Annotated in this window: 25 protein-coding genes and 1 tRNA gene; 14 read left to right on the plus strand and 12 right to left on the minus strand. The window is 53.0% G+C overall.

The features are described from left to right. Positions 1-42 precede the first annotated feature (42 nt). A complete protein-coding gene (locus MCP_RS08600) occupies positions 43-1722 on the plus strand; it encodes a hypothetical protein (protein ID WP_012900453.1) in 1680 nt (559 codons plus the stop codon). 34 nt (positions 1723-1756) lie between these two features. On the opposite strand, the gene MCP_RS08605 is transcribed toward MCP_RS08600, so the two are convergent. Further along, entirely contained in the window at positions 1757-2437 is a 681-nt protein-coding gene (locus MCP_RS08605; RefSeq protein WP_012900454.1) for an FKBP-type peptidyl-prolyl cis-trans isomerase, read from the minus strand. 166 nt (positions 2438-2603) lie between these two features. Here MCP_RS08605 and MCP_RS08610 point away from each other — a divergent pair, with 166 nt between their 5' ends. Together MCP_RS08610 and MCP_RS08615 are read left to right on the plus strand one after the other, a co-directional pair. Then, on the plus strand, positions 2604-2834 hold the full coding sequence (locus tag MCP_RS08610; protein WP_128860005.1) for a hypothetical protein: 231 nt from the start codon (positions 2604-2606) through the stop codon (positions 2832-2834). Next, positions 2812-3060: a type II toxin-antitoxin system HicA family toxin gene (locus MCP_RS08615; protein WP_128567119.1), complete on the plus strand. Its 249-nt coding sequence runs from the start codon at positions 2812-2814 to the stop codon at positions 3058-3060. Before MCP_RS08610 ends, MCP_RS08615 begins: the two co-directional genes overlap by 23 nt. 38 nt (positions 3061-3098) lie before the next feature. Here the strand turns inward: MCP_RS08615 and MCP_RS08620 are convergent, their stop codons facing one another. The 4 genes from MCP_RS08620 to MCP_RS08640 all read right to left on the minus strand — a co-directional run bounded on the left by MCP_RS08620 (position 3099) and on the right by MCP_RS08640 (position 5913). Continuing rightward, entirely contained in the window at positions 3099-3809 is a 711-nt protein-coding gene (locus MCP_RS08620) for an FKBP-type peptidyl-prolyl cis-trans isomerase (RefSeq protein WP_012900456.1), read from the minus strand. Positions 3810-3850: 41 nt separating this feature from the next. Further along, positions 3851-4138 (minus strand): hypothetical protein, encoded by a 288-nt coding sequence (locus tag MCP_RS15790; protein ID WP_162467034.1) that lies wholly within the window; start codon positions 4136-4138, stop codon positions 3851-3853. Between the two features lie 540 nt (positions 4139-4678). Beyond that, complete coding sequence (locus MCP_RS08635) at positions 4679-5218, minus strand: hypothetical protein (RefSeq protein ID WP_012900459.1); 540 nt, start codon at positions 5216-5218, stop codon at positions 4679-4681. A 50-nt stretch (positions 5219-5268) separates the two neighbouring features. Further along, a complete protein-coding gene (locus MCP_RS08640; protein ID WP_128860006.1) occupies positions 5269-5913 on the minus strand; it encodes a hypothetical protein in 645 nt (214 codons plus the stop codon). Positions 5914-6006: 93 nt separating this feature from the next. On the opposite strand from MCP_RS08640, the gene cyaB reads away from it, so the two are divergent. After that, the gene (gene cyaB, locus MCP_RS08645) at positions 6007-6540 is read left to right on the plus strand and encodes a class IV adenylate cyclase (protein WP_231845042.1); all 534 of its coding nucleotides are present in this window, start codon (positions 6007-6009) and stop codon (positions 6538-6540) included. 641 nt (positions 6541-7181) lie between these two features. Here cyaB and MCP_RS08650 read toward each other — a convergent pair. After that, positions 7182-7697 carry a nitroreductase family protein gene (locus MCP_RS08650; protein WP_012900462.1) on the minus strand — a complete coding sequence of 172 codons (516 nt, stop codon included), beginning with the start codon at positions 7695-7697 and terminating at the stop codon, positions 7182-7184. Between the two features lie 102 nt (positions 7698-7799). Here MCP_RS08650 and MCP_RS08655 point away from each other — a divergent pair, with 102 nt between their 5' ends. Both MCP_RS08655 and MCP_RS08660 read left to right on the plus strand, forming a co-directional pair. Continuing rightward, positions 7800-8300, plus strand: coding sequence for an amino acid-binding protein (locus MCP_RS08655; RefSeq protein WP_012900463.1), 501 nt, complete (start codon positions 7800-7802; stop codon positions 8298-8300). Further along, a complete protein-coding gene (locus MCP_RS08660; RefSeq protein ID WP_012900464.1) occupies positions 8300-9286 on the plus strand; it encodes a homoserine dehydrogenase in 987 nt (328 codons plus the stop codon). The genes MCP_RS08655 and MCP_RS08660 overlap by 1 nt, the downstream gene beginning before the upstream one ends. Here the strand turns inward: MCP_RS08660 and MCP_RS08665 are convergent, their stop codons facing one another. Further along, on the minus strand, positions 9287-9466 hold the full coding sequence (locus tag MCP_RS08665) for a hypothetical protein (protein ID WP_128860007.1): 180 nt from the start codon (positions 9464-9466) through the stop codon (positions 9287-9289). 133 nt (positions 9467-9599) lie between these two features. Here MCP_RS08665 and MCP_RS08670 point away from each other — a divergent pair, with 133 nt between their 5' ends. Next, positions 9600-9887, plus strand: coding sequence for a hypothetical protein (locus tag MCP_RS08670; protein WP_128860008.1), 288 nt, complete (start codon positions 9600-9602; stop codon positions 9885-9887). Between the two features lie 18 nt (positions 9888-9905). On the opposite strand, the gene MCP_RS08675 is transcribed toward MCP_RS08670, so the two are convergent. Continuing rightward, a tRNA-Gln gene (locus tag MCP_RS08675) sits at positions 9906-9978 on the minus strand. 149 nt (positions 9979-10127) lie between these two features. Between MCP_RS08675 and lipA the strand changes: the two genes are divergently transcribed. The 5 genes from lipA to MCP_RS08700 are packed head-to-tail and all read left to right on the plus strand — an operon-like array spanning position 10128 to position 15705. Further along, the gene (gene lipA / locus MCP_RS08680; protein ID WP_012900467.1) at positions 10128-10997 is read left to right on the plus strand and encodes a lipoyl synthase; all 870 of its coding nucleotides are present in this window, start codon (positions 10128-10130) and stop codon (positions 10995-10997) included. A 2-nt stretch (positions 10998-10999) separates the two neighbouring features. Continuing rightward, entirely contained in the window at positions 11000-12088 is a 1089-nt protein-coding gene (pdhA, locus tag MCP_RS08685; protein ID WP_012900468.1) for a pyruvate dehydrogenase (acetyl-transferring) E1 component subunit alpha, read from the plus strand. Then, on the plus strand, positions 12085-13059 hold the full coding sequence (locus MCP_RS08690) for an alpha-ketoacid dehydrogenase subunit beta (protein WP_012900469.1): 975 nt from the start codon (positions 12085-12087) through the stop codon (positions 13057-13059). The genes pdhA and MCP_RS08690 overlap by 4 nt, the downstream gene beginning before the upstream one ends. Positions 13060-13069: 10 nt before the next feature. Next, a complete protein-coding gene (locus MCP_RS08695; RefSeq protein ID WP_012900470.1) occupies positions 13070-14287 on the plus strand; it encodes a dihydrolipoamide acetyltransferase family protein in 1218 nt (405 codons plus the stop codon). Between the two features lie 8 nt (positions 14288-14295). Beyond that, positions 14296-15705, plus strand: a complete 1410-nt coding sequence (locus MCP_RS08700; protein ID WP_012900471.1) for a dihydrolipoyl dehydrogenase family protein — start codon at positions 14296-14298, stop codon at positions 15703-15705. A 4-nt stretch (positions 15706-15709) separates the two neighbouring features. On the opposite strand, the gene MCP_RS08705 is transcribed toward MCP_RS08700, so the two are convergent. From MCP_RS08705 to MCP_RS08720, 4 genes are all read right to left on the minus strand, one after another. After that, on the minus strand, positions 15710-16450 hold the full coding sequence (locus MCP_RS08705; RefSeq protein WP_012900472.1) for a lipoate--protein ligase family protein: 741 nt from the start codon (positions 16448-16450) through the stop codon (positions 15710-15712). Continuing rightward, on the minus strand, positions 16428-16706 hold the full coding sequence (locus MCP_RS08710) for a hypothetical protein (protein WP_231845043.1): 279 nt from the start codon (positions 16704-16706) through the stop codon (positions 16428-16430). The genes MCP_RS08705 and MCP_RS08710 overlap by 23 nt, the downstream gene beginning before the upstream one ends. After that, a complete protein-coding gene (locus tag MCP_RS08715; protein ID WP_012900474.1) occupies positions 16706-17041 on the minus strand; it encodes a rhodanese-like domain-containing protein in 336 nt (111 codons plus the stop codon). The genes MCP_RS08710 and MCP_RS08715 overlap by 1 nt, the downstream gene beginning before the upstream one ends. A gap of 145 nt (positions 17042-17186) precedes the next feature. Next, entirely contained in the window at positions 17187-18896 is a 1710-nt protein-coding gene (locus MCP_RS08720; protein ID WP_012900475.1) for an AMP-binding protein, read from the minus strand. A 345-nt stretch (positions 18897-19241) separates the two neighbouring features. On the opposite strand from MCP_RS08720, the gene MCP_RS08725 reads away from it, so the two are divergent. Beyond that, the gene (locus tag MCP_RS08725; RefSeq protein ID WP_012900476.1) at positions 19242-20615 is read left to right on the plus strand and encodes a phenylacetate--CoA ligase family protein; all 1374 of its coding nucleotides are present in this window, start codon (positions 19242-19244) and stop codon (positions 20613-20615) included. A gap of 510 nt (positions 20616-21125) precedes the next feature. After that, positions 21126-22124, plus strand: a complete 999-nt coding sequence (locus MCP_RS08730; RefSeq protein ID WP_231845044.1) for a transposase — start codon at positions 21126-21128, stop codon at positions 22122-22124. The last annotated feature ends 75 nt before the right edge of the window (positions 22125-22199 follow it).

The following is a 22199-nucleotide window of genomic DNA, read 5'->3' on the forward strand; positions in this document are numbered from 1 at the left end:
TAATAATTTATAGATTTAAGTTTTAACCAGCTACGTTCTAACATGGAAGCAATTAGCAGAAGGCTACGCATAAAAGAGATACCCCGTTTTATGTTTTTCGTCGGGGCCATCAATATTTCATTTATTTTTCTGGCCTACGCTATAGCACTGATCGGCTTTGTATTCAATATACCGATATCCCCTTATCACATAATTCTGGCGTTTACATTAACGGCCCTATTCAGTATCGGATCATCATGGTATTATTTCGGGCCGTACTGGCCGACTATATTAAAAAATATGGCAATTGGCCTGATAATTTTCACTATCCTGCTTCTATCATGCGGCGCAATTGCGGGCCACTTCTATGATGTTTCTTTCGATGGCCAGTGGTACCATCAGGGCGCCATCCATCTGCTGATGAACGGGTTTAATCCGATTTATCAGCAGGCCCCGGATAATTATCCGGGCGCATTATACATTGACCACTACCCGGGAGCATTTGAGACGATCTCGGCCGTCATCGGTGCTTTCACTCATCACATCGAAGACGGAAAGCTGTTGAATATTTTTTTGATCGTGACCGCAGTTCTTCTCATCGCCCCTATAATTTTTGATGTCTTTCCAGGAGTTGACCTGGCGTTTGCCATTTCGGTCGTGTTATTGGCGGCTTTAAACCCGATCAGCATTTACCAGTCCCTAAGCTATTATGTGGATGGGGCTTCAGCTTCATTATTAGCCATACTCGTGTTTTTGCTGTTATTATCTTATAAAAAGATGAACAGGCCGTTACTTCTGATCATGACCAGTGTCATCGTGCTACTGGTAAATATTAAATTCTTTAATCTGGTATACGCAGTTGTCCTCGTATCCGGATTTATCGCCATATGCATTTTTAACCATAAGTCAAGCCGGCTTCATTATATGTTAGTTATTTCACTTCTGGTCGGCTTATTGTTCGGAGCTCATCCGTATATTACCAGCTTGATCGACCATGGAACTCCTTTTTACCCCGTAAATGGCATCAGCCAGGACATGATAGCCGGTGATATGCCGCCGAACCTTGCAGGAAAAAATAGCCTTGAGCAGCTAGTCATATCGATATTCTCCAGGTCCGATTTTCATAAGGCCGATGCCGTCTTAAAAATACCTTTCACGTTCACCGCAAATGAGATCAGATCATTATATACGACGGACGCAAGGACTGGCGGCTTTGGCCCGTTGTTCAGCGGCGTTGTGTTATTATCCGTTCTTATAGCAATTCTATTAATGGTCGTAAGAACAGGCGATATAGACCCCATGATTAAAGTTATTTTGCCAATGTGTGTACTACTGCTTGTTACCGTAGTGATCAATCCGGGCGGCTGGTGGGCCAGGTATGTCCCGCAGCTATGGCTCATACCACTGCTATTACTTCTCGGCGCTCAGCAGAGGTTTACGAGTAGATTAAAAATACTAAATTATGTGCTGGTCCTTGCTCTTCTATTGAATATTTGCATGGTAGCCTATAGCTATTACAGCTACCAGCAGGATATTACGGATAAAATAAGCAGGCAGATAAGTGATATAAGATCCCTTACACAGGACAAGCCCGCTCATCTATATTGTGGCATATTCATTGCCGTACAGGACCGCTATAAAGAACAGGGCATCGATTTTATCTTTACGGATACGCCGCCGGACAGGCAATGGAGCACGCTGGCCGAAGTCGAGGCCTCCTATGGCCAGGTAACATTTTATTAATACTTAAAAAAATGCCGGCCCGGAATTACCGGGCTCATTCGCTTTTTTCGATCAGGTCCTCTTCGGTGAACGTCTCTTTATACGTTACCGTCTTATAGCCCGCGAAGCTCGTCAGGAACCTGGCGATGAGCACCTTGCCCAGCGTCCATTCCTCGCTCAGGAAATATCCCTTGGGCACGTCGATCGTGATATTGTCACCATCGACCTCGTACTTTGCCTCTGGGCCGATATAGCCATGAACGATGGCGTCCGTCTTCTCGCCCTTATCCTCGAGTACGTCCTCGATCTTGTATTCATAGGTCAGCGTCTTGCCGGCCAGCGGCTCGTTGTAGTCGACCTTGACCCTTCCCCCGCTGACGCTCTCGACGACGCCGATGCGTCCCTCGGACTCGATCCACACGCCGGGCTCGGGCTTCTTATCGAACTTCTTCACGGAGACCGTCTCGATGAGCTCCAGGCTCCTGAATCCATAACCCTTCTCCGGCGGCACCGCTACTGTGCCCTTGTAGCCCTTCTTTTTGCCCATCAGGTCCTCTTCGAAGCCCTCGACGAGGGAGTTCGAGCCCACTACGATGGTCATCGGCTCGTATGTGCGCTTCTCGTCGTATATGTTGTTCTCCTTTGCCACATCTGCATCCGTCGTGTCGAACACTGAGCCATTGTCGAGCTTTCCAGTGAACGATAGCTTGATGATATCGCCTTTTGTGATTGCCATAAGATCCACTCTATTTTTTGTTTAGCTAATGGGATAGCTGTTCATCTGGATTAAGCTTCGTTATTACACATAAACGTATTTATAGATAAAATAGTAATTACATATTGTTAAGTAGTAAACGCCGATGGATAGATATTTAGTCATAGAGGGGAACAATTTGGAGTATATGAGTAGGTCACTCTCCGTTACCCTGCGGGTATTTAAGGGTGAAAAAATGCTTGTTGCCAGCAATAGGGAACTTGGCATAGTAACGCAGGGTAAAGACTGGAATAACCTCATGAAAAATATAAGAGATGTCATCGAGACTTATTTTGACATACCATCGGCTGATATTGTGAAGATCAATCTTGAGATCGACCCGATGGTGAGCGAGAATGCCGAGACTGCCAGTTGTTAGCTGGAAAGACATCATTAAACTACTTCGAAAGCTCGGCTATAATTTTAAAAGGCAGGGCAAAAGAGACCATATAATATATTCAATTGATTCCCCGAGAGTTGGGTTGGGAATAGTCTCTATTCCACGACATGATGAAATAGACCCAGGCACATTAAGGTCTATCCTTGATATAGTGAGCGACAATACAGGATTAACGACTAATGATCTAATAGAAATGCTAAGATAAAAAAAGGGATTTGGCCGTTAAATAACGGCCTAAAAGAGTTACTCTTTCTTCTCTTCTTCAGCGGGGGCAGCTTCCTCGACCTTCGGAGCCTCAGGCTTCGTGTAGGTCTCCTGGAAGACGACTTCCTTAATATCTTCCTGCTCCATGATCTCGTTGGCGGCGACGCCCTTGGCGACGAGCCAGCGCTGGTTATACGAGAACTCCTTGGGGACCTCGACGATGACCTTGTCGCCCTCGGTCTTGTGCCCGACGTCCTGGCCGGTGTACATCTTCAGGATGGCGTCGACCTTGTTGTCGGTGCCTTCGATGAGCTCCTCGACGGTGTAATCGTAAGTGAGAGTCTCGCCCGCGAGGACCGGGTTAAAGTTAATGCGAACACGGCCGCCCGCGGTGCTCTCGACGACGCCGGTCCTTCCCTGGACCTGGACGCGCATGCCGGGCTTGACCTTTTCCTTGAACTTCTTGGCCGGGATGGTCTCGATGAGGTCGAGGCGCCTCATGCCGAAGCCCTTCTCGGGGGGCACTTCGACGTGGCCCTTCTCGCCGACGTCCTTGCCGATGATGTCCTCGTCCAGGCCGGCGACTACGTAGCCCTTGCCGACGATGATGGTCTCGGGGCTATAGTTCGCCTTTTCATTGTATATGCCGTTCTCCTTCGCGACGTTCGCGTCGGTCGTGTCGAACACGGCGCCGTTCTGGAGCTTGCCGGTGTATGAGAGCTTGATGAAATCTCCTTTCTGTACTGCCATTAAATGACACCTTCTAAATGAGTATTGTAGTCTTAAAGATATTATGATGTCATAATGTTTACGGTGAGCGGGAAGAACAATGTGATGATTTTTTTAAGCGGCCTGGCCTGGTCTTTAATGGCTATGCGCTTTGTGACCAATGGTATAAATATCAATAGAAAATAGTTTTCAGTACTAATCCTGGAGGTCAAGGATATGAAGTTCGTTTTACCCTGTACGATGGTACTCTGTATCATGTTGATTGCGTCTGTTTCTGGTTGTATATCGTGTCCATTTACTAACACGGTTACATACCCCACGCCTACGCCGACAGCCACTGCCACTGCCACGCCGCCTCCGCCCCCGCCGCCATCTCAGGCGACGGTCACGGCTACGGCGACTGCAACGCCCACACCAACGCCCACACCTACACCTACACCGATGCCGACGCTGACGCCCACACCTACAGCAACTCCGACGCCCACTCCGACACGAACGCCGACGGCCAAACCTATTCAATTATCAACGCCGGGGCTCGTAAGCCCTGCAAATAATCAAACATTCGAAAATCCCCCTAATACCGTGGCTTTTAATTGGAGACCCGTATCGAACGCTGCTTCATATAAGCTCGAAGTGGAGGTGCAGAACGCGTCTGTCTGGGTAAATAAGATAAACGCCCAAGTCAAGGGCACGAACTATAATACGACCATAGGCTATGCACCGTCACAGTGGAGATGGCGTGTTACAGCATTGGGTACAGGAGCTTATACGAATTCAGCGCCCAGCCAGTGGCGATACTTTAGTTTTAGATATGCCATCCTAAGATAAAATCCCGGGTCGGATTGACCCGTTTTTATTTATAAACAAAGCTGTCAAGTTACTTTAGGGACTTAAATGCCCCGGCCATTTTGAGGACGGGTCGTTTTTTCTTCCCACTCTTCAACGCTTACGGAAGTCTTATTAAAATACGCCCACGCCACGAAGACGAGCGCGATGCCCGCGGCGACCGCCGCTGCCTCATACATGTACATGAACTCGTCGGGCTTGTGGCTGTACCGGAAGACCATGGTCAGGAACTCGATAGATAGCGAGATCATGATCACTGTCATGAACCGTGATATGAAGTGCCGTATCTTGCGCGGGGCGTTCATCCTCACCCGGCTCTTGAGCTCCTCATCGAACATGGTCCTTGCAAGCTCGAATACGGCCGACGAGACGGTCGTGAACCCGATGGCCTCGAAGAGTGTGTCGAGCTTGACAGTGGGCAATGCCTGGACCGTGACCCGGAGGCTGTTAAAGGCGAGAAAGATCATGAAGGCCGAGATAAGAATAAAGAGCAGGATGACAATATAAAAGATGGCTCTCGATAAGATGGCCAGTATAATATCCGCTATCCGTATATCAGGAGGCATGTCGTGCCTGTCGGGCATAAGAACAGGTCGGCATTCATGATGATAATGGTTTTATGCGCTTTTCACCCTCATGCGGCTGCTTTTTTCAGCCAGTTATCAGCCCTGCTCAGCTTGCTGAAAGCCTCGATGCGGTCCTTTTCCGCCGCCGCGAAGTCGGTACGCCCATCCAGATTTAAGAGCCGCAGGAACGTGGACTTTGCCCAACTGTCCAGCCTTATCGCTTCGGCCTTGCCCCTGCTGTCCGGCGCCTTATCAAGGCGCTTTTCTATGGCACACGCGATGGAGTAGCCCTCGGACGCGGTCGGCAGCATTTTCACTGCATGCCACATCTTCAGGTCGACCTCTTTCTCGAACGATGCGCGGTCTCTGGCCGATATAAAAGCTTTTTTATTCATTTTAAGCCAGCTTACACCTGAGTCCAGCCTGCCATGCAGCATTGACCGTTCCTTTCCTGTCAGGTCCGCCGCATCGATGCGGCTCCTTGCCAGCGCCAGCCTGGATAAGGTCTTATCAACGCTAGCAGCATAGTAGAGTTTTTCAGTTTCCAGGATCGACGCCGTATCAGCCTCATCGTTGCCCGAGATATACCGCATGATGCCGCCGGGCGAGATGTCAATGCCCTCGTTTGTCCAGTGTACCATGCCCCCTGCCATTTTGCTATGTGACGGTAATGCCATGAGCAGGCCGGCGGACAGTGATACGACTTTCCCCATAATAAGGAATGATTTGAATGCCGTACATATCATGCCTTTTCACGGATTGGGCGACGCCCGGATGAAAGGATTATATCCGAAGCATCTGATTGTATGCTGATGATCGAAATCGAGATCAAAGCCAGGGCGGACCATGATGCCCTTAAAAATAGGCTTAAGCAAGAAGGGGCCGACTATGAAAAGACAGTCGAGCAGACCGATATTTACTTTAACGCTCCTGACCGTGATTTTGGCGAGACGGACGAGGCGCTGAGGCTCCGGAACGAGGGCGGGCAGGTCTTTATGACGTATAAGGGTCCGAAGCTCGACCCCTTGAGCAAGACCCGGAAGGAAGTGGATGTGGAGGTCGCCGATTTCGATAAGATGGAGGAGCTCATCCGCTGCCTGAGGTATAAGGAGACGCTGCGTGTTCGTAAGATGAGGGAGATCTATCATCTTGATGGTGCCCTCGTGTGCCTGGATAAGGTGGATGGACTGGGCGAGTTTGTGGAGCTTGAGACACTGGCCGTGGATGAAGGTGCTATTGCACCGAGGCGGGACTTTTTGGTCGGGACGCTGCGGCACCTGGGTGTCATGGGTGAGTTGATAAGGGAATCGTACCTTGAGATGCTCCTTGCGAAAAAATAATTTGTATTTCATTGTTAGCGCCTTTCTTTGATTTGTTCGGTTTTATAAAATGCGACTCACGTACAGCCCTTCGGTTTCAGACACGAAGACACAAAACTTTTTTTTAAAGTTTTAACACAAAATCATGAAAGCACTGTAAACACAATTAAACCATGAAACCATGAAGTCCCTATTAAGCGAATTAAGCCGCTAAAGCACGGTTATTAAGACACGAACGAATGACGTAAATCACGAAGTGCCACCAAATTAAGACAAAAAGGGAACGCCAGCCCAGGTATCCATTAGTTGCCTATCGTTTTTAATATCGATCCAAAAATAGCCAGGCATCGCTCGCTATTATACTCGTTATTCTATTTGTCTTATTTTTGTGGCACTTCGTGATTTACGTCGTTCGTTCGTGTCTTCGAAACCGTGGGCTGGGTGTTTTAATTCGCTTAATGGAGGCTTTGAGTTTTCATGGTTTAATAGTGTTTACAGTGTCTTCACGATTTAGTGTTCGTAAAATCTAAAAAAAAATTTTGGGTCTTCGTGTCCGAAACCGAACAAATCAGCGAAATGCACAAACTGTAAAACCGAGGGGCTGTACGTGAGTCGCAGGCCATCATATCGAACAGATCAGTACAGTAAAAAATTAAAGAAAATCACCATTTCCCCCAATGCTCGGTCGCCTCGCCCATCCTCGGCGGCACTTCGGGCGACTCGTCGGGATAACCGATAGGTATTAAAGCAACGGGCCGCACCCCGGCCGGCAGGCTCAAAAGCTGCGTCACAGCCGCCTCATTAAATGCGCCCACCCAGCAGGTGCCCAGTCCCAGGTCCTGCGCCATAAGCATCATGTTCATGATAGCGGCTGAGGAATCCTGCACGGCATAGAGCTCGCCTCGCTTCCCGTAACGGGCGGAAGAACGACTAACGTTAGCGCAAACAACGATACACACCGGGGCGGCCATTATGAAGTACTGGTTCAGGGCGGCCATGCACAGCAATTCCTTAACAGCATTATCCTTGATAATAATGAGATCGCGGCCCTGAAGGTTCCCGGCAGACGGCGCCATATGGGCGGCCCGCAGGACCTCCTTAAGCATGCCCTCAGGTATTTCCTTGTTCTTAAAACGGCGTATAGAGCGCCTTAACTCAATGGCGTCGGCAACTTCCATCTGACCACCAATACATTTATATCAGGACATCATATTAAGCAATATCGAACCGTTATATAGGGCTGTAAGCCTATCAATGGTTCACATTTTGGTGAATCGCTTATGAGAATAACGATGGACCTTGAGCTAAAGGATATTCCCGGCCAGCTTGTGAAGGCGCTCGAGCCCATTTCGGACGCGGGCGGCAATATTGTCAGCGTGGTGCACCACCACGAGCAGCGCACTAACCGGGGCACTATTCCCCTCCAGGTGGTCTTCGAGATGGACGACGGCCTGGGCGCGCTGAAAGAGAAGCTGGAATCGAGGGGCATCAAGGTCGTCCGGTTCAACGAGATGCGGCTGCTTGAGAGGAAGACGGTCGTGCTCGTGGGCCACATCATTCACTCGGATATTCGCGACACCATCGAGCATATCGACTCGACGGGCTATGCCGAGGTCGTGGACCTGTCCATGAGCATGCCCGGCATCTCGTTAAAATCATCGGCCCGCATCGGCATCAGCGCCACGGGCAAGGCGGAGATGAAGAAGGCGCTCAAGCTCCTCCGGGACATCGCAATGGAGAAGGACCTGCTCGTGATCGAGCCGATAGGGGAGGAAGCGTAATGTCCCTTAAAGTCGCCATAATTGGCTTTGGCAGTGTCGGTAAGGGCGTCATCAAGGTCCTTTCTGAGCGTAAGGACGATAAGTTCCAGGTCGTCGCTATCACCGATTCTAAAGGCGCGGTCCTGGACGATAAGGGTCTGGACCTGGCGGACGTGCTGAAAAAGAAAAATAACGGTGACCTTAAAAGGGTAAACAAGTCCAGCATGGATGTCGTTAAGGAATGTGATTACGATATCCTCGTCGAAGTCACCCCTACAGATGCAAAGACAGGGCAGCCAGGCCTCTCATATATCATCGAGGCGCTAAAGCGGGGCAAGCACGTCGTCACCTCGAACAAGGGCCCGGTAGCGCTTAAGTATAAAGAATTAAAGGAACTCGCGAAAAAGAATAACGTGCAATTCCTCTTCGAGGCCACCGTTGGCGGATCCATGCCAGTCTTTAACCTAATGCGGGGCCCTCTTGCGGGCAACGAGATCAACAGCATCGAGGGCATCTTCAATGGCACCTGCAATTACATTCTTACTCGAATGGCCAGCGAGGGGTTGCCCTACGATATGGTCCTTTCCGAGGCAAAAGAGCTTGGCATCGCCGAGGCCGACCCCACGTACGATGTGGAAGGCATCGACACGGCCCTGAAGATGGTAATTCTCGCTAACTCGGTCTTCGGCATGGACGTAGGGCTCGACGATGTGGACCGCGTCGGGATCTCCAGCGTATGCCTGGAAGCGCTCAAGCTGGCCGGCGAGGCCGACATGGTCATAAAGCTTATAGGCGAAGTTCACCCGAACGGCGAGGAAAGGGTCCTTAAGGTGAGCCCGAGGCTGGTGCCGAAGACGCACCCGCTGGCCGTGCAGGGCACGCTCAACGCCGCCCTCATCCGGACTAAGCTTGCGGGCGATATCTTCGTCATCGGCAAGGGTGCCGGCTCCGTCGAGACCGCCAGTGCCATCCTGAGCGACATGCTCTATATAGCGTCTTTGCAGTAATTACCAGAAGCCCGCGTTGCCGTAATTATTGAAAAAGCCCTGCGATGTCAGAGTGCAGAAAGCGTTCGCGAACGTCGGCCCCATCCACCGTAATGGCTTGAAAGGCCACGTACATGCCGGTCCGAACTGCGCCACCACGGGCATCATCATTAGGTACGACACGCCGACAAGGAAAAACAACAATATACTTTTTAATCGTCCCATTTCCACTACCATTTAAGAGAAGGCCAGCATAGCTTTTAACATGACTTATGGATACAGCGGAAACAGGCCCAGAGTAAAAGATATCATAGAAAACGGCCATGTAAAGCATATGCCCGAAATCCAGACATCCGAAGTGACCCGCCTGCGCATCAGAGAGTTCAACAAGATAAAAGTAGGAGAAGGCGTACGGCTTCTCAAGTGCGAGGCATGCGGCAAGCTCACCGACAGCGGCATCATCATCGATCGGGACATTGTCGAAGAGGGCGCATCCGGGTATCTCGAGAAGACCGGGTACGAGCGGTGGACACTGTGCCCTGAGTGCTCTACAGCGGTCATAGAAAAAACACGGGCTTTTACCGATGGTATCCTGGAAGATATCGGCAAGCTCTTAAAATAATATATTAAAAAGAAACAATAGCCCCGTTCGGATTCGAACCGAAGTCCAGGGATCCAGAGTCCCCGATGATTGACCACTACACTACGGGGCTATTTTGCAACCAATTACGCAATAAATTTTGCAACCATAATGTAGTATGCTACAATATAATGTTTTCGCTTAGCCCGGATTATACGTAAACCCGATTCCCGATAAGTAAAATAGAAATGTAGTTATATATTTTATGTTAAATATATTAATATGCAGGAGTTCTCACCACAAAAGCCCGGCTGGCTAAAGGTCAGGCCGCCTAAGACCGAGAAATATCATATCGTCAAAAAAACACTGGCCGACCTGGGACTCAATACTGTGTGCACGAGCGCAAAGTGTCCCAACACTTTTGAATGTTGGGACCGCGGCTCGCTCACCTTCATGATATTAGGCAATGTGTGCACTCGCGCCTGCCGTTTCTGCGCCGTCGCCCACGCAAGGCGGGGGCAGGAGTTAGACCCGGAGGAGCCTGCATTAGTGGCCGAGGCGGCGCACAGGCTTGGATTATCATACGTGGTCATTACGTCCGTGGACAGGGATGACCTGGACGATTACGGGGCGGAACATTACGTTGCCTGCATACAGGAAATAAAAAAGCGCAACCCGGGCGCCAGGGTCGAGGCAATAATCCCCGATTTTTCCGGCAATGTGTACTACTTGAGAAAGGTCATCGACGCCGGGCCGGACGTCATCGCCCACAACGTGGAGACCGTGGAAAGGACGTCGCCGACCGTAAGGGACCGGCGGGCAGGGTATTATCGCTCCATCGACGTTCTCAGGAATGTCAAGCGCTATGAGCCGGGGGTGAAGACGAAATCATCCATCATGCTCGGGCTGGGCGAAGAGGAGGATGAGGTAAAAGAGACTATAAGGAGGATGCACGAGGCTCGCGTGGACGTGCTCACCATGGGCCAGTATCTGTGCCCGGGAGAGACATGCCTGCCCGTCCAGCGCTATGTGCCGCCGGAGGAGTTCGAGCGGCTCAAGGACTTCGCGGAATCTCTGGGCTTCGGGGCCGTCGCGGCGGGGCCGTTCGTCAGGAGCTCCTATCGCGCTGCCGACTATTTTAGGGAACGATGACGATGATCGACGATAAGTACCTCTACAGGCTCGAGAAGGGCGAGACCTTTCACATTTTAGATCAGGACGGCTCGGCGAACGAGCTTGACCCGAAGCTGCCTCCGGACGTGCTCCTGAAGATATACCGGATGATGGTGCAGGCCAGGGCTTTCGACGAGAAGGCGCTCAAGCTCCAGAGGGCAGGGCGTATGGGCACGTACCCGCCGCTGAGCGGGCAGGAAGCCGTGCAGATAGGCAGCGCCTTCGCGCTGGATAAAAGCGACTGGATGGTGCCCTCATACCGTGAGGCCGGGGCTATGATGGTCAAGGGAGTGCCCATGAAGCTCCAGTACATGCTCTGGATGGGTAACGACTGGGGTAACCGCATTCCCGATGGCGTGAATTGTCTTCCTGTTTCTATTCCGGTCGGTAGTCAGACGCTTCATGCGACAGGCATGGCCTGGGCCGCGAACGTCCGGAAAGAGAAAAACGCTTTCTTATGCTATTTTGGCGATGGGGCTACCTCCCGTGGCGACTTTCACGAAAGCCTGAACTTTGCCGGTGTGTTCCAGGTGCCCGCGGTCTTCCTTTGCTCTAATAACGGCTTTGCTATCTCGACCCCGGTCGTTCTGCAAACGCATGCGGAGACGATCGCGCAAAAGGCCATTGCCTACGGCATCCGGGGGTATCGCCTCGATGGCATGGACGTGCTGGCCTCGTACGTTCTGGCAAAGGACGCCCTCGACAGGGCGAAAAAGGGAGAGGGGCCGACGCTCATCGAAGCGCTATGCTATAGGTTCGGCCCGCACACCACGGCGGATAATCCGGACCTTTATCGTGAGAAGGAAGAGGTCGAGCGTATAAAAAAAGAAAAGGACCCCATAGCCAGGTTCCGAAATTATCTCGTGAAGAGGAAGCTCTGGGACGATCAAAAGGAGAAGGCGCTCATAGAGGAGATCGACAGGCTGGTCGATGCCGCTGCTAAAGAGGCAGAAAAGGCTCCCGTGCCGACGTTCGAAGATCTGGTAAGGAACGTGTTCGCAGAGACGCCCCCGTATCTTGAGGATGAGTTGAATTATTTTAAGAAGGTTTCCGGGGGCGGCAAGCCATGATGATGAACAATGTGCAGGCAGTGAACGATGCCCTGATGTACGAGATGGGCCGCGATCCTACGGTCATGATGATGGGCGAGGATGTGGGCCGGGAAGGGGGAGTGTTTCGGGCGACGACAGGCTTGCAGCAGAAGTATGGTAAGGCCCGGGTGGTCGATACGCCGCTCTCTGAGAATGGCATTGTGGGCACTGCGGTCGGGCTGGCGCTGAACGGGATGAAGCCCGTCGCGGAGATACAGTTCTCGGGATTCGTGTTTGCGGCCTACGACCAGCTTATTTCGCACGCTTCCCGCATGCGGCAGCGCTCCATGGGCCGGTATCATGTGCCAATGGTCGTACGCATGCCCTTCGGCGGAGGCGTGCGGGCGCTGGAGCACCACAGCGAAAGCGACGAGACCATCTATACCCAGATACCGGGCTTAAAGGTGGTCGCGGCGTGTACGCCGACCGATATGAAGGGCCTGCTCATCTCTGCTATCAGGGATCCCGACCCGATCATTTTCCTGGAGCATATTCGACTATACCGGGCTTTCCGGGAGGAGGTGCCCGAAGGCGAGTTCACCCTGCCCATTGGAAAGGCCCGCGTCGCCCTGCAGGGAAATGACCTGACGATCCTGGCATGGGGCGCAATGGTGAACGTTTCGCTGGAGGCCGCGAAGCAGCTCCAGAAAGAAGGCATCAATGCGGAAGTCATAGACCTGAGAACGCTGAAGCCCCTGGACAAGGAAGCAGTACTGAATTCGGTTAAGAGGACGGGCAGGGTAGTCATCGTAGAAGAAGCCCACAGGATATCCGGATTTGGCTCGGACCTCGGCGCGATCATCGCGGAGGACGCGATGCTGTACCTGAAAGCGCCCATCATAAGGGTATCCGGGTACGACATCCGGTTCCCGCTCTACAAGCTCGAAGACGAGTACCTGCCCGACCCGCACAGGGTCGCCGTGGCGGCAAAGGAAGTCATGAATTTTTGAAGGTGAAAGATTGGCGTACGAGTTCAAGCTGCCGGACCTGGGCGAGGGCATCACGTCCGGCGAGATCAAGAAGTGGCACGTAAGGAAGGGCCAGAAGGTCGAGGAGGACCAGACTATCGCCGAGGTCGAGACCGATAAGGCCGTGGTCGAGCTCCCGTCCCCCGTTACTGGTATCGTCGAGGACATAAAGGCTCCCGAAGGCGGTAAGGTCAACGTCGGGGAAGTTATCGCTGTCATAAAAGAAGAAGGGGCGCCGGAGGCGCCCCCACAGCCGAAGGCGGCGGAGAAGGCGCAGGAAGCCCGTAAGCCCGAAGTTCCTGCGCCTAAGGCGGAAGCGCAAAAGGTACCGGTACTGGCCACCCCGGCGACGCGTATGCTGGCTAAACAGCTAGGCGTTAATATCGATTCTGTTAAAGGGACCGGGCCCATGGGCCGCATAACCGACGAGGACGTGAGGAGCGCTGCACAGAAGCCGGCTGCCAAGCCCGCGGAGGCCCCTGTGCCGGCCCCGGCAATGAAAGCCGCAGGAAAAGAGGAGCGCATACCCTTCCGCGGCATCCGCAGGACCATATCCGAGAACATGATACGGTCCGTATCAAAAACAGCCCAGGTAACGCTCGTCGACGATGCGGACCTGACGAGGCTCGTCGAGTTCCGGGAGCGTATTAATAAGAAGCTGGGCGGAGAGGTCAAGATCAGTTACCTTGCCTTATTCGTCAAGGCCGTGGTCGCCGCGCTCATCGCTCACCCTACTTTGAATTCCAGCCTGGACGAGGAGAAGGGCGAGATTGTCCTAAAAAAATATTACAATATCGGCATTGCAGTTGATACGGACAGGGGCCTCATCGTTCCGGTGCTCAAGGATGCCGATAAGAAAAGCCTCATAGATATTTCTAAGGAACTCGTACACATCATCGAGCTAACGAGGGATGGCAGGATAGGCATCGAGCAGCTCAAGGGCAACACGTTCACGATCGCCAACATCGGCAGCGTCGGCGGGCTCTTTTCCACCCCGATCATTAATTATCCGGATGTGGCTATCCTCGAGATGCAGCAGATCCGGGATATGCCGAGGGTCGTGGACGGCAGCATCGTCATCCGGAAGGTCATGTACCTGCCGCTCACCATCGATCACCGCATCGTGGACGGCGCCGAAGGCCAGCGTTTCATGAACGACCTGAAGCGGTTCCTGGAAGACCCGGAGCAATTGCTCGTGAGCATGGTCTAGGTGTTCTCATGGTCGTCGGGGACATTGAAGTAGGGACGGATGTCCTGGTCGTGGGTGCAGGGCCCGCGGGCTATACCTGCGCCATCTCTGCCGCACGCCAGGGCCTTGACGTTACACTCGTAAATAAGAGCGAGCTGGGCGGCGTGTGCCTGCATAAGGGCTGTATACCCGTCAAGACGCTCATCAACGTTTACAGGCTGGCCGAGGACATTAAGATCGCTTCTACGATGGGCCTTAAGGCGGAAGGCGCATCCGTCGACCGCCGGAAAGCGTATGAGTGGAAAGATACGGTCGTCGGGAAACTGGAGGCCGGCATCCGGGAGCTTTGCAGGGGCAGCGGCGTCCAGATGATGGAGGGCTCCTGCTCGTTCCTTTCTTCATCCAGGGCGGTCGTCTCTGGCCCATCCGGCATCCAGCATGTCATTTTCAAGAGGGCCGTCATCGCTGCCGGGGGGCGGCATAAGCCTTTGCCGGGCATTCCATTCGACGGTAGCCTGGTCATCAACCCTGACGAAGCGCTGGACATGCCAGACGAAGGTACGGCCATCCTGGGCGGCGGCTATGCGGCCATAACCATTGCAGCGCTCATGGCATCACAGAATAAGAAGTTCACGATCATCCATAAAAAGGAGCATATATTAACGTTTCTAGATGAAGAGATGTTAAGGCCCGTGATGAGGCGTTTTCAAGAGAAGGGCGTGGCCGTTCACGCCGCCTCATCGTGGACCGTTAAAAGAATGGGCGATAGAGTACGGGTCGAGCTGGACATAGAGGATAAAAAAGAGACCCTGGAGGCGAAGAAGCTCGTCCCGGATAACGGGATGATCGCGAACACGGATGGCCTGGGCCTGGAAAATACGGCCGTAAAGACCCGTAAGGACGGCTTCATCATAACCGGTGAGAATTACCGGACCGACGACCCTTCGATCTATGCCATCGGCGACGTCTGTGGCATGCACGGTAATGCCAGCACGGCATACCGGGAGGGGGAATCTCTGGCCGATATTCTTGCCGGGAAGACCGGCCTTCCGGATACCATCGTGACACCGCTTACAATGTCCACTGATCCCGAGATCGCGTCTGCCGGGTACACCGAAACAAAAGCCCGTGAAGCCGGCATCGACGTTATCGTGGGGCGATTCCCGTTCACCGCTAACGGCAAGGCCGTTTCGATAGGGAAGACCACGGGCTTCGTGAAAGTCGTCGCTGAAAAAAGCTCCCACCGGATACTTGGCATGCATGCCGTCGGATATGAAGCGTTCGATATTTTGCAGGAGGGCGTCCTCGCGATAGAGATGGGCGCCCGGCTGGAGGACGTGGTTTTGACGTTGCACCCTCACCCGACCTTATGCGAGGCGGTGCGAGAGGCATGTGCCGATGCTCTCGGCGAGTCGACTAACATCCGGGAGAACAAATAAGGTATTACCGGGAAAAATTCCACTCATAGCTATCGTATTTCCGCATAGCATCCTTAACCCGTGTCCACTCCTCGCCGTTCAGCGCCCCGAACTCCCAGTCCTTTCCTTCAGTAAACCCGTTCAACAGCGCATCGTATAGCTCTTCCATGGATGCGCTGCACAATTCACGCACGCAGGCGACGCCCTCGCCAAATGAAGCAGCAGGCTTGTCGGAAAGCTTCAGCTTCGAAGGCTTGAGCACGGAGAACATGGTCGAGCGGTCCAGGCCGTAGAGGATGGTGCCATGCTGTGTCAGCACGCCCTGTCTCCGCATCTGGGCGCTGCCCGAAATTTTTCGGCCGCCAACGATAACGTCGTTGATAGGCCTGAACGAGGCATCGATGCCCACATCGGCCAGCCCTCGAATAATACAAGAACAGATCTCCCTGTAGGATTCACGAATATCTTTCGAGAAGAGCGATTCTGGGGCGATGACACTATAGGTGATCTCGCCCGCCGGGTCATGGTAGACCGCCCCGCCCCCGGTGGCCCGTCTCACGAATTCGATGCCCAGCCGGTGGCAGGCGTCAAGGTCGACCTCGTCGCCCACGCACTGGAAACAGCCGATGGTCACTGCACCAGGCGACCAGCGATAAAAGCGGATAGTCGGCGGCGACCGGCCCTCTTTAACCAGAGCGGAAATGGCCTCGTCAATGGCCATGTTCTCGGCCGCAGAATAAGCGTTAAGGCCTATGACCCGCCACATCGACCGTACCCCTGTATAACCGGGCGATAACGGGCACATCGAGGCCCACGAGCTGTAGCCCGTTCTCCCGGACCGCTCTCTCCAGGGCAGATTCGATGGCCTCAAGGGGCTCATCACCCCGAAACCCGGAAAGCACGTTCTCAATGACCAGTATACCCTCTTCGGGATAAATAAAAAAATCTCCTGACAGCCTGACCGCACCATCACTGAAAATGCGCAGGCGGACCAGCTTACCCCCGGGCACCTTCGCTTCCATCACGAACTCTCAGTAGGCAGGCCGCCCATCTTCCACTCACGGACGCCGCCCTTATAGTCCCGGACATTATGGAAGCCCATGCCGGCCAGCATCTTAGCGGCGCTGCTGCTCGCCGAACAAACGAAGCTGTCACAGTACACGATAATAAGCTCGTCGGGCTTGAAAAGCGATTTCGCCCTGTCGAGATCGTCGAGAGGAAGGGACATAGCGCCCTTTATATGCTCTTTATCGTAGTCCTCCTTTCCGCGAACGTCGACGAGCCGGTAGGGCTCGCTGCCCTCCATGACCCGCTTTAAGTGCTGCATACTGATGAACTTGATCTGCTCTGTCGCCATAATATCACTATAATTAGTATATATGTGACTATATAATAAATCTGAGGCTTATCGGAAAACAGTTGAAGTCGCATTAATAAATGCCAATTTTCACAAATGATATAAAACATAAAAGAGGGCGATCCCTCAAAGACGTTATAAGAGGTTAAGCTGTCTTGATCTTAGCCACGTCTTCCAGGCCAAGCTCTTTTGTAGAGATCTCCCTCATCTTATACTTCTGGATCTTCCCGGAAATAGTCATGGGGAACTCGTCCGCGAACTTAATGTAGCGGGGGATCTTGTAGTGGGCGATCTTGCCCTTACAGAACGCCTTGATCTCGTCCGGGGTCATGACCGAGCCGTTCTTTAGCTTTATCCATGCGCAGAGCTCCTCGCCGTACTTCATGTCGGGCACGCCGATGACCTGCACATCGCTGATGGCCGGGTGTTCGTAGAGGAACTCTTCTACTTCTCTCGGGTAGATGTTCTCGCCGCCCCTGATCACCATGTCTTTCAGGCGGCCGGTGATCTTGCAGTAGTCCTCATCGTCCAGGGTGCCAAGGTCTCCGGTATGGAGCCAGCCCTCTTCATCGACGGCCAGGTCCGTGGCTTCCTTATTCTTGTAATAGCCCCGCATGATCATGTAGCCCCGGGCGCATATCTCGCCGGGCTGACCCCGCGGGACCATCTTGCCCGTCTTGGGGTCGACGATCTTGAGCTCGCAGTGGGGCATGGGCTGACCGACGGTAGAGACGCGCTTCTCCAGCGGGTCGTGCGTCGATGACATCGTGAGGCCGGGAGACGACTCCGTCTGGCCATATGTAATGACGATCTCGCTCATGTTCATGAGCGTGCTTACCTTGCGCATGTACTCGATGGGGCAGGGCGAGCCCGCCATGATGCCCGTGCGCAGCGTCTTCAGGTTGAACTTATTAAAGTCAGGATGCTCCAGCTCGGCGATGAACATCGTGGGCACGCCGTGGACGGCCGTGCAGCGCTCCTTCTCGATGGCCGTGAGCGTCGAGATTGGGTCGAAGTACTCGGCCGGGATGACCATGGTGGCACCGTGGGTCATACAGGCCAGGTTGGAGAGCACCATGCCGAAGCAGTGATAGAATGGTACGGGGATGCAGAGCCGGTCTTTATCGGTGAACCTCATGCATTCGCCGATGAAGTACCCGTTGTTCACCAGGTTATGGTGCGTGAGCACGACGCCCTTGGGGAAGCCGGTCGTGCCCGAGGTGTACATGATATTGATAGGGTCGTCGAAATCCAGGGAACACTGCAGGCCGCAGAGCACTCCGTCCGGCAGCTCGTCGCCCATCTTCAGGAACTCGTCCCAGGTAAGCATGCCGGGCTGCTTCTCGCCCCTGATGAGGATGACCGTCTTCAGGAAGGGCAGATTCTCGCAGTTGAGCTGTCCCGGCTTAGAGGTCTTCAGCTCCGGGCAGACCTCGTTGACCATGCCGACGTAGTCGGACGTCTTGAAACGGTCGATGAGTAACAGAGCCTGGGTCTCGGACTGGCTCAGCACGTACTCGAGCTCGTGGGTCCTGTATGCCGGGTTGACGTTGATCATGATGATGCCGGCTTTGGCGGTCGCGACCTGGACCATCACCCACTCGGCGATGTTCGTCGCCCATATCGCGACCCGGTCCCCTTTCTTAAAGCCTAAGCTTAATAATCCCTTAGCTATCCGATTGGTCTCTTTCTGGAATTCGCGATAGGTGTACCGCTTACCCTGCTGTAGCGATACCATTGCGTCGTTATCGGGGTAAGTCTCGGCGATCTCGTCGAACATGTCGCCGATGGTCTTGCCGATCAGCGGCTTTTCCGAACCCCTGAACGCATAGCTTTGGGATATTTTTCCGGGCATTTATGTACCGTCCAATTCTTTTTATGCTTTAACAGGCCGCCGCTAGGGGGCGAACGCCTGATATATGACAGCATATGTCATTCTATCGATATGGCTCCCCGTATTTAAATTTACCCTTAATTTCCATATATAAAATATCGCACCCCATGCGGCCAGAGAGCGTTATGGATTTTAGAAAAATAACCATTATATATCTTTCGCCTGCCAAGCACGATAGTTAATATTTATTTAGCAAATCTTTAATTATTATTCGTTATGTTATGTGCCTGGCGTGTGCAGTGGCAACCTATCGCACGGAAGCCGTTAAATAGTAATTATTTTATCTTGTTTGTGGTGAATCCGACCGTGCATAAACATGACTCCCAGTACTGGAACAAGGCGCAGGAGACGATGAAGCCTGAAGAGCGCGAGAAAAAGATCTTAAAACGCATAAAGTATCAGCTGAACTACGTCTACGATTCTGTACCTTTCTATCGAAAATTGTACGATTCAAAGGGCTTCAAGCCCGAAATGGTAAGGACGCTCGAGGATTTCACCAGAAAAGTACCGATCGTAAAGAAGAGCATGCTGAGGGAGAGCCAGGCTCAGCACCCTCCTTTTGGAGATTACCAGGGAAGCCCGGACGTTTTCCGTATCCATGGCTCGTCGGGCACGACGGGCATGCCCACGCTGTACTCGATCTCGCGGCATGACTGGGAGCATACCGCCCAGGTCCAGGCCATGTGTTACTGGTGCGGCGGCGTGCGGCCGACCGACACCGTCCAGGTATCGATGCTCCTGAGCCTGTTCATGGGCGGCTGGGGCGCGGTCCTGGCATCGGAGACCATTGGGGCGAAGACGTTCCCCATCGGGGCGGGCAGCACCGAGCAGCAGGCCACCCTGATGACCCGGCTGAGGCCGACCGTGCTGACCTGCACGCCCACCTATGCCATTCACCTGGCCATGGTGGCGCAAAAGATGGGCATCGATCCGAAGTCGCTTGGCCTCCGGACCGGCATCTTCCTGGGCGAGCCCGGGGCCGGCATACCTTCCATCAAGAAAAAGATGGAGGAACTCTGGGATATCAAGGCCATTGATAGCGGCTCGACCTCCGAGATGACCCCCTGGGCCACGAACACGGAGTGTGAAGAGCGCTGCGGCATGCATAACTTCATCGACGAAGTCTATACCGAGATCGTGGACGTCGACGACCCGAACGTGCCCATGGCTTACGGTGAAGAGGGCGCGGTCATCTATACTCACCTGGGCCGCGATTCGCAGCCCATGATCCGCTTCTGGTCCGGCGATAAGTCGGTCATGACCATGGAGAAGTGCAACTGCGGCCGCACGTACCCGAGAATGCCCAAGGGCATCTTCGGCCGGCTGGATGACATGCTCATCATCCGGGGCGTGAACACCTTCCCGAGCACCATCGAGGAAGCCGTCCGGCGCTGCCGTGATGCGGGCACGGAGTTCCGCATCGTCGTTACGCGCCCGAAGGACATGGATGTCGTGACCCTCCAGGTGGAGCACCGGGACGGCCTGTTCGATGGCCTGAATACCCTGGAGGCCGAAGCCATATGCCTGAGCTTAAAGGGCGAGATCTCCCGCAGCGTGAAGGCCGTCTGCGGCATCAGCGCCGGCGTCGAGATCGTGGGTCCGCATACGCTGCCGAGGGCGGAGATCAAGGCCCGGCGGGTGGTCGATAAGCGCGTCGGCGTGTGGGCGGATAAAAAATAAATTTTTCCCGCATTTTCCCGTTATGCCGTCTTAGGCGTGTCCTCAACCACAGAGGCGCAGAGCGCACGGAGTTCACAGAGTTTTTCTTAATAATTTGAGACACGGAGTAAGCGGAGCACGGTTTATTGACTTACCTGGGGCATAGGGATTATTGAGGCTCGGTTGACCAATAAACATTTAACCGGTTTATCCTCGCCAGTGCCTCTCAAATCTCTGTGCCCCAGGAAAGTATAAAACCATTCTCCGTGCCCTCTGAGCCTCCATCTTTAAAAAATCTCTGTCCGTAGTTCCGAGGTTGTTTTGTTAGGGGTTGTGGTGGTAGAATAAGTTTTAGTATTTAAGGGCGGGGGTGTAAGGGGCTTGTTGGTAAGAATGAAAACTCCTCACAGTCCCCGCGTTTGTAGCGTTAGGCATGTTGATATAAATCTTTTCGCGCGCCGGTTCGCAAGCCTGTTTGATTTTCCCCGAAGCATGGGTTATGCAAGGTGTCTTGTTAACGCGTCCGTGAGAATGAAGAGCCTGGAATCTGTGTATAACAATTACGGGGGGCTCCCTCCGGACAGTTTCTTCCAGTTTTTCAAGTACTCCATGGACGATGTGATACGGGGAGCTGACTGGTTCTTCGAGTGTCAGGCCAAATTGGTGGACCTGCATGGCTGTGCTATTGCCATCGACTTGAACGATGTGGAGCACTGGGGAGTGGAGGACGAGTACGTGCACCCTAAAAAGGGCCTTAACAAGAACACGTACGTCCTCCGGTACGCCGTGGCCTCCCTTGTAGACGAGAGCCGCAAGCTCGCTCTGGCATGTATGCCCGTCACTACGAACGATAAACTCTCGGACATTGTACGAGTCCTCCTTGAAAAGACAATGAGCCATGTCCTGGTTGACGTCGTCCTGTTCGACCGGGGATTCTACAATGCCACCATCCTCAAAACCGTGGATGACTTGGGCATGCAATTCGTGATCCCCCTCAGGAAAAGCATGACATCGGACAATGTCTGGGAGGAATCGAAAAAACGGGGAGAATACAAATTACGGTATACAGTAAAGGGCGAAACAGACCAGGTACGGGCATGGCTATACCTCGAAGAGAAAAAGAAAGAGAAAAAAGAGGATGGTAGAAAAGAAAAGGGCAAAAGAAAGGGACGGAACAAGAGCAAGAAGAAGCGAGAAAGGGAGTACGTGGGAGTGATCAGCAATATGGACGTGTGCCCGGAACTGGTCCAGAATTTCATGGACTGGTACTTCGTAAGGAACAACGTGGAAACAGGTTTTAAAGAGAAGAACCAGTACAAGATACGAACATGCAGCACCGACAAAGCCTACCGATACCTTATCTATTGCATCAGCCTTTACCTGATGAACCTCGTACAGGTCGTAAGAATGGTTAACAACACCTTTTTCAGGAACGACGAGATGAAAAAACTCGTAAAACAATTACTGAGACTTGAAGGATCGCTGATAGGAGAGCACAGGCTCTCAAGAACCCTGATAGTGATTGCTTAGCGACAACCCGATAGCCCAAGCTATCAAAAAACATTGAAAAACCCCCGCTATTCAGCCAATTCTAACAATAACAAC

Origin of the sequence: Methanocella paludicola SANAE (genome assembly GCF_000011005.1) — an archaeon.
Lineage (GTDB): Archaea > Halobacteriota > Methanocellia > Methanocellales > Methanocellaceae > Methanocella > Methanocella paludicola.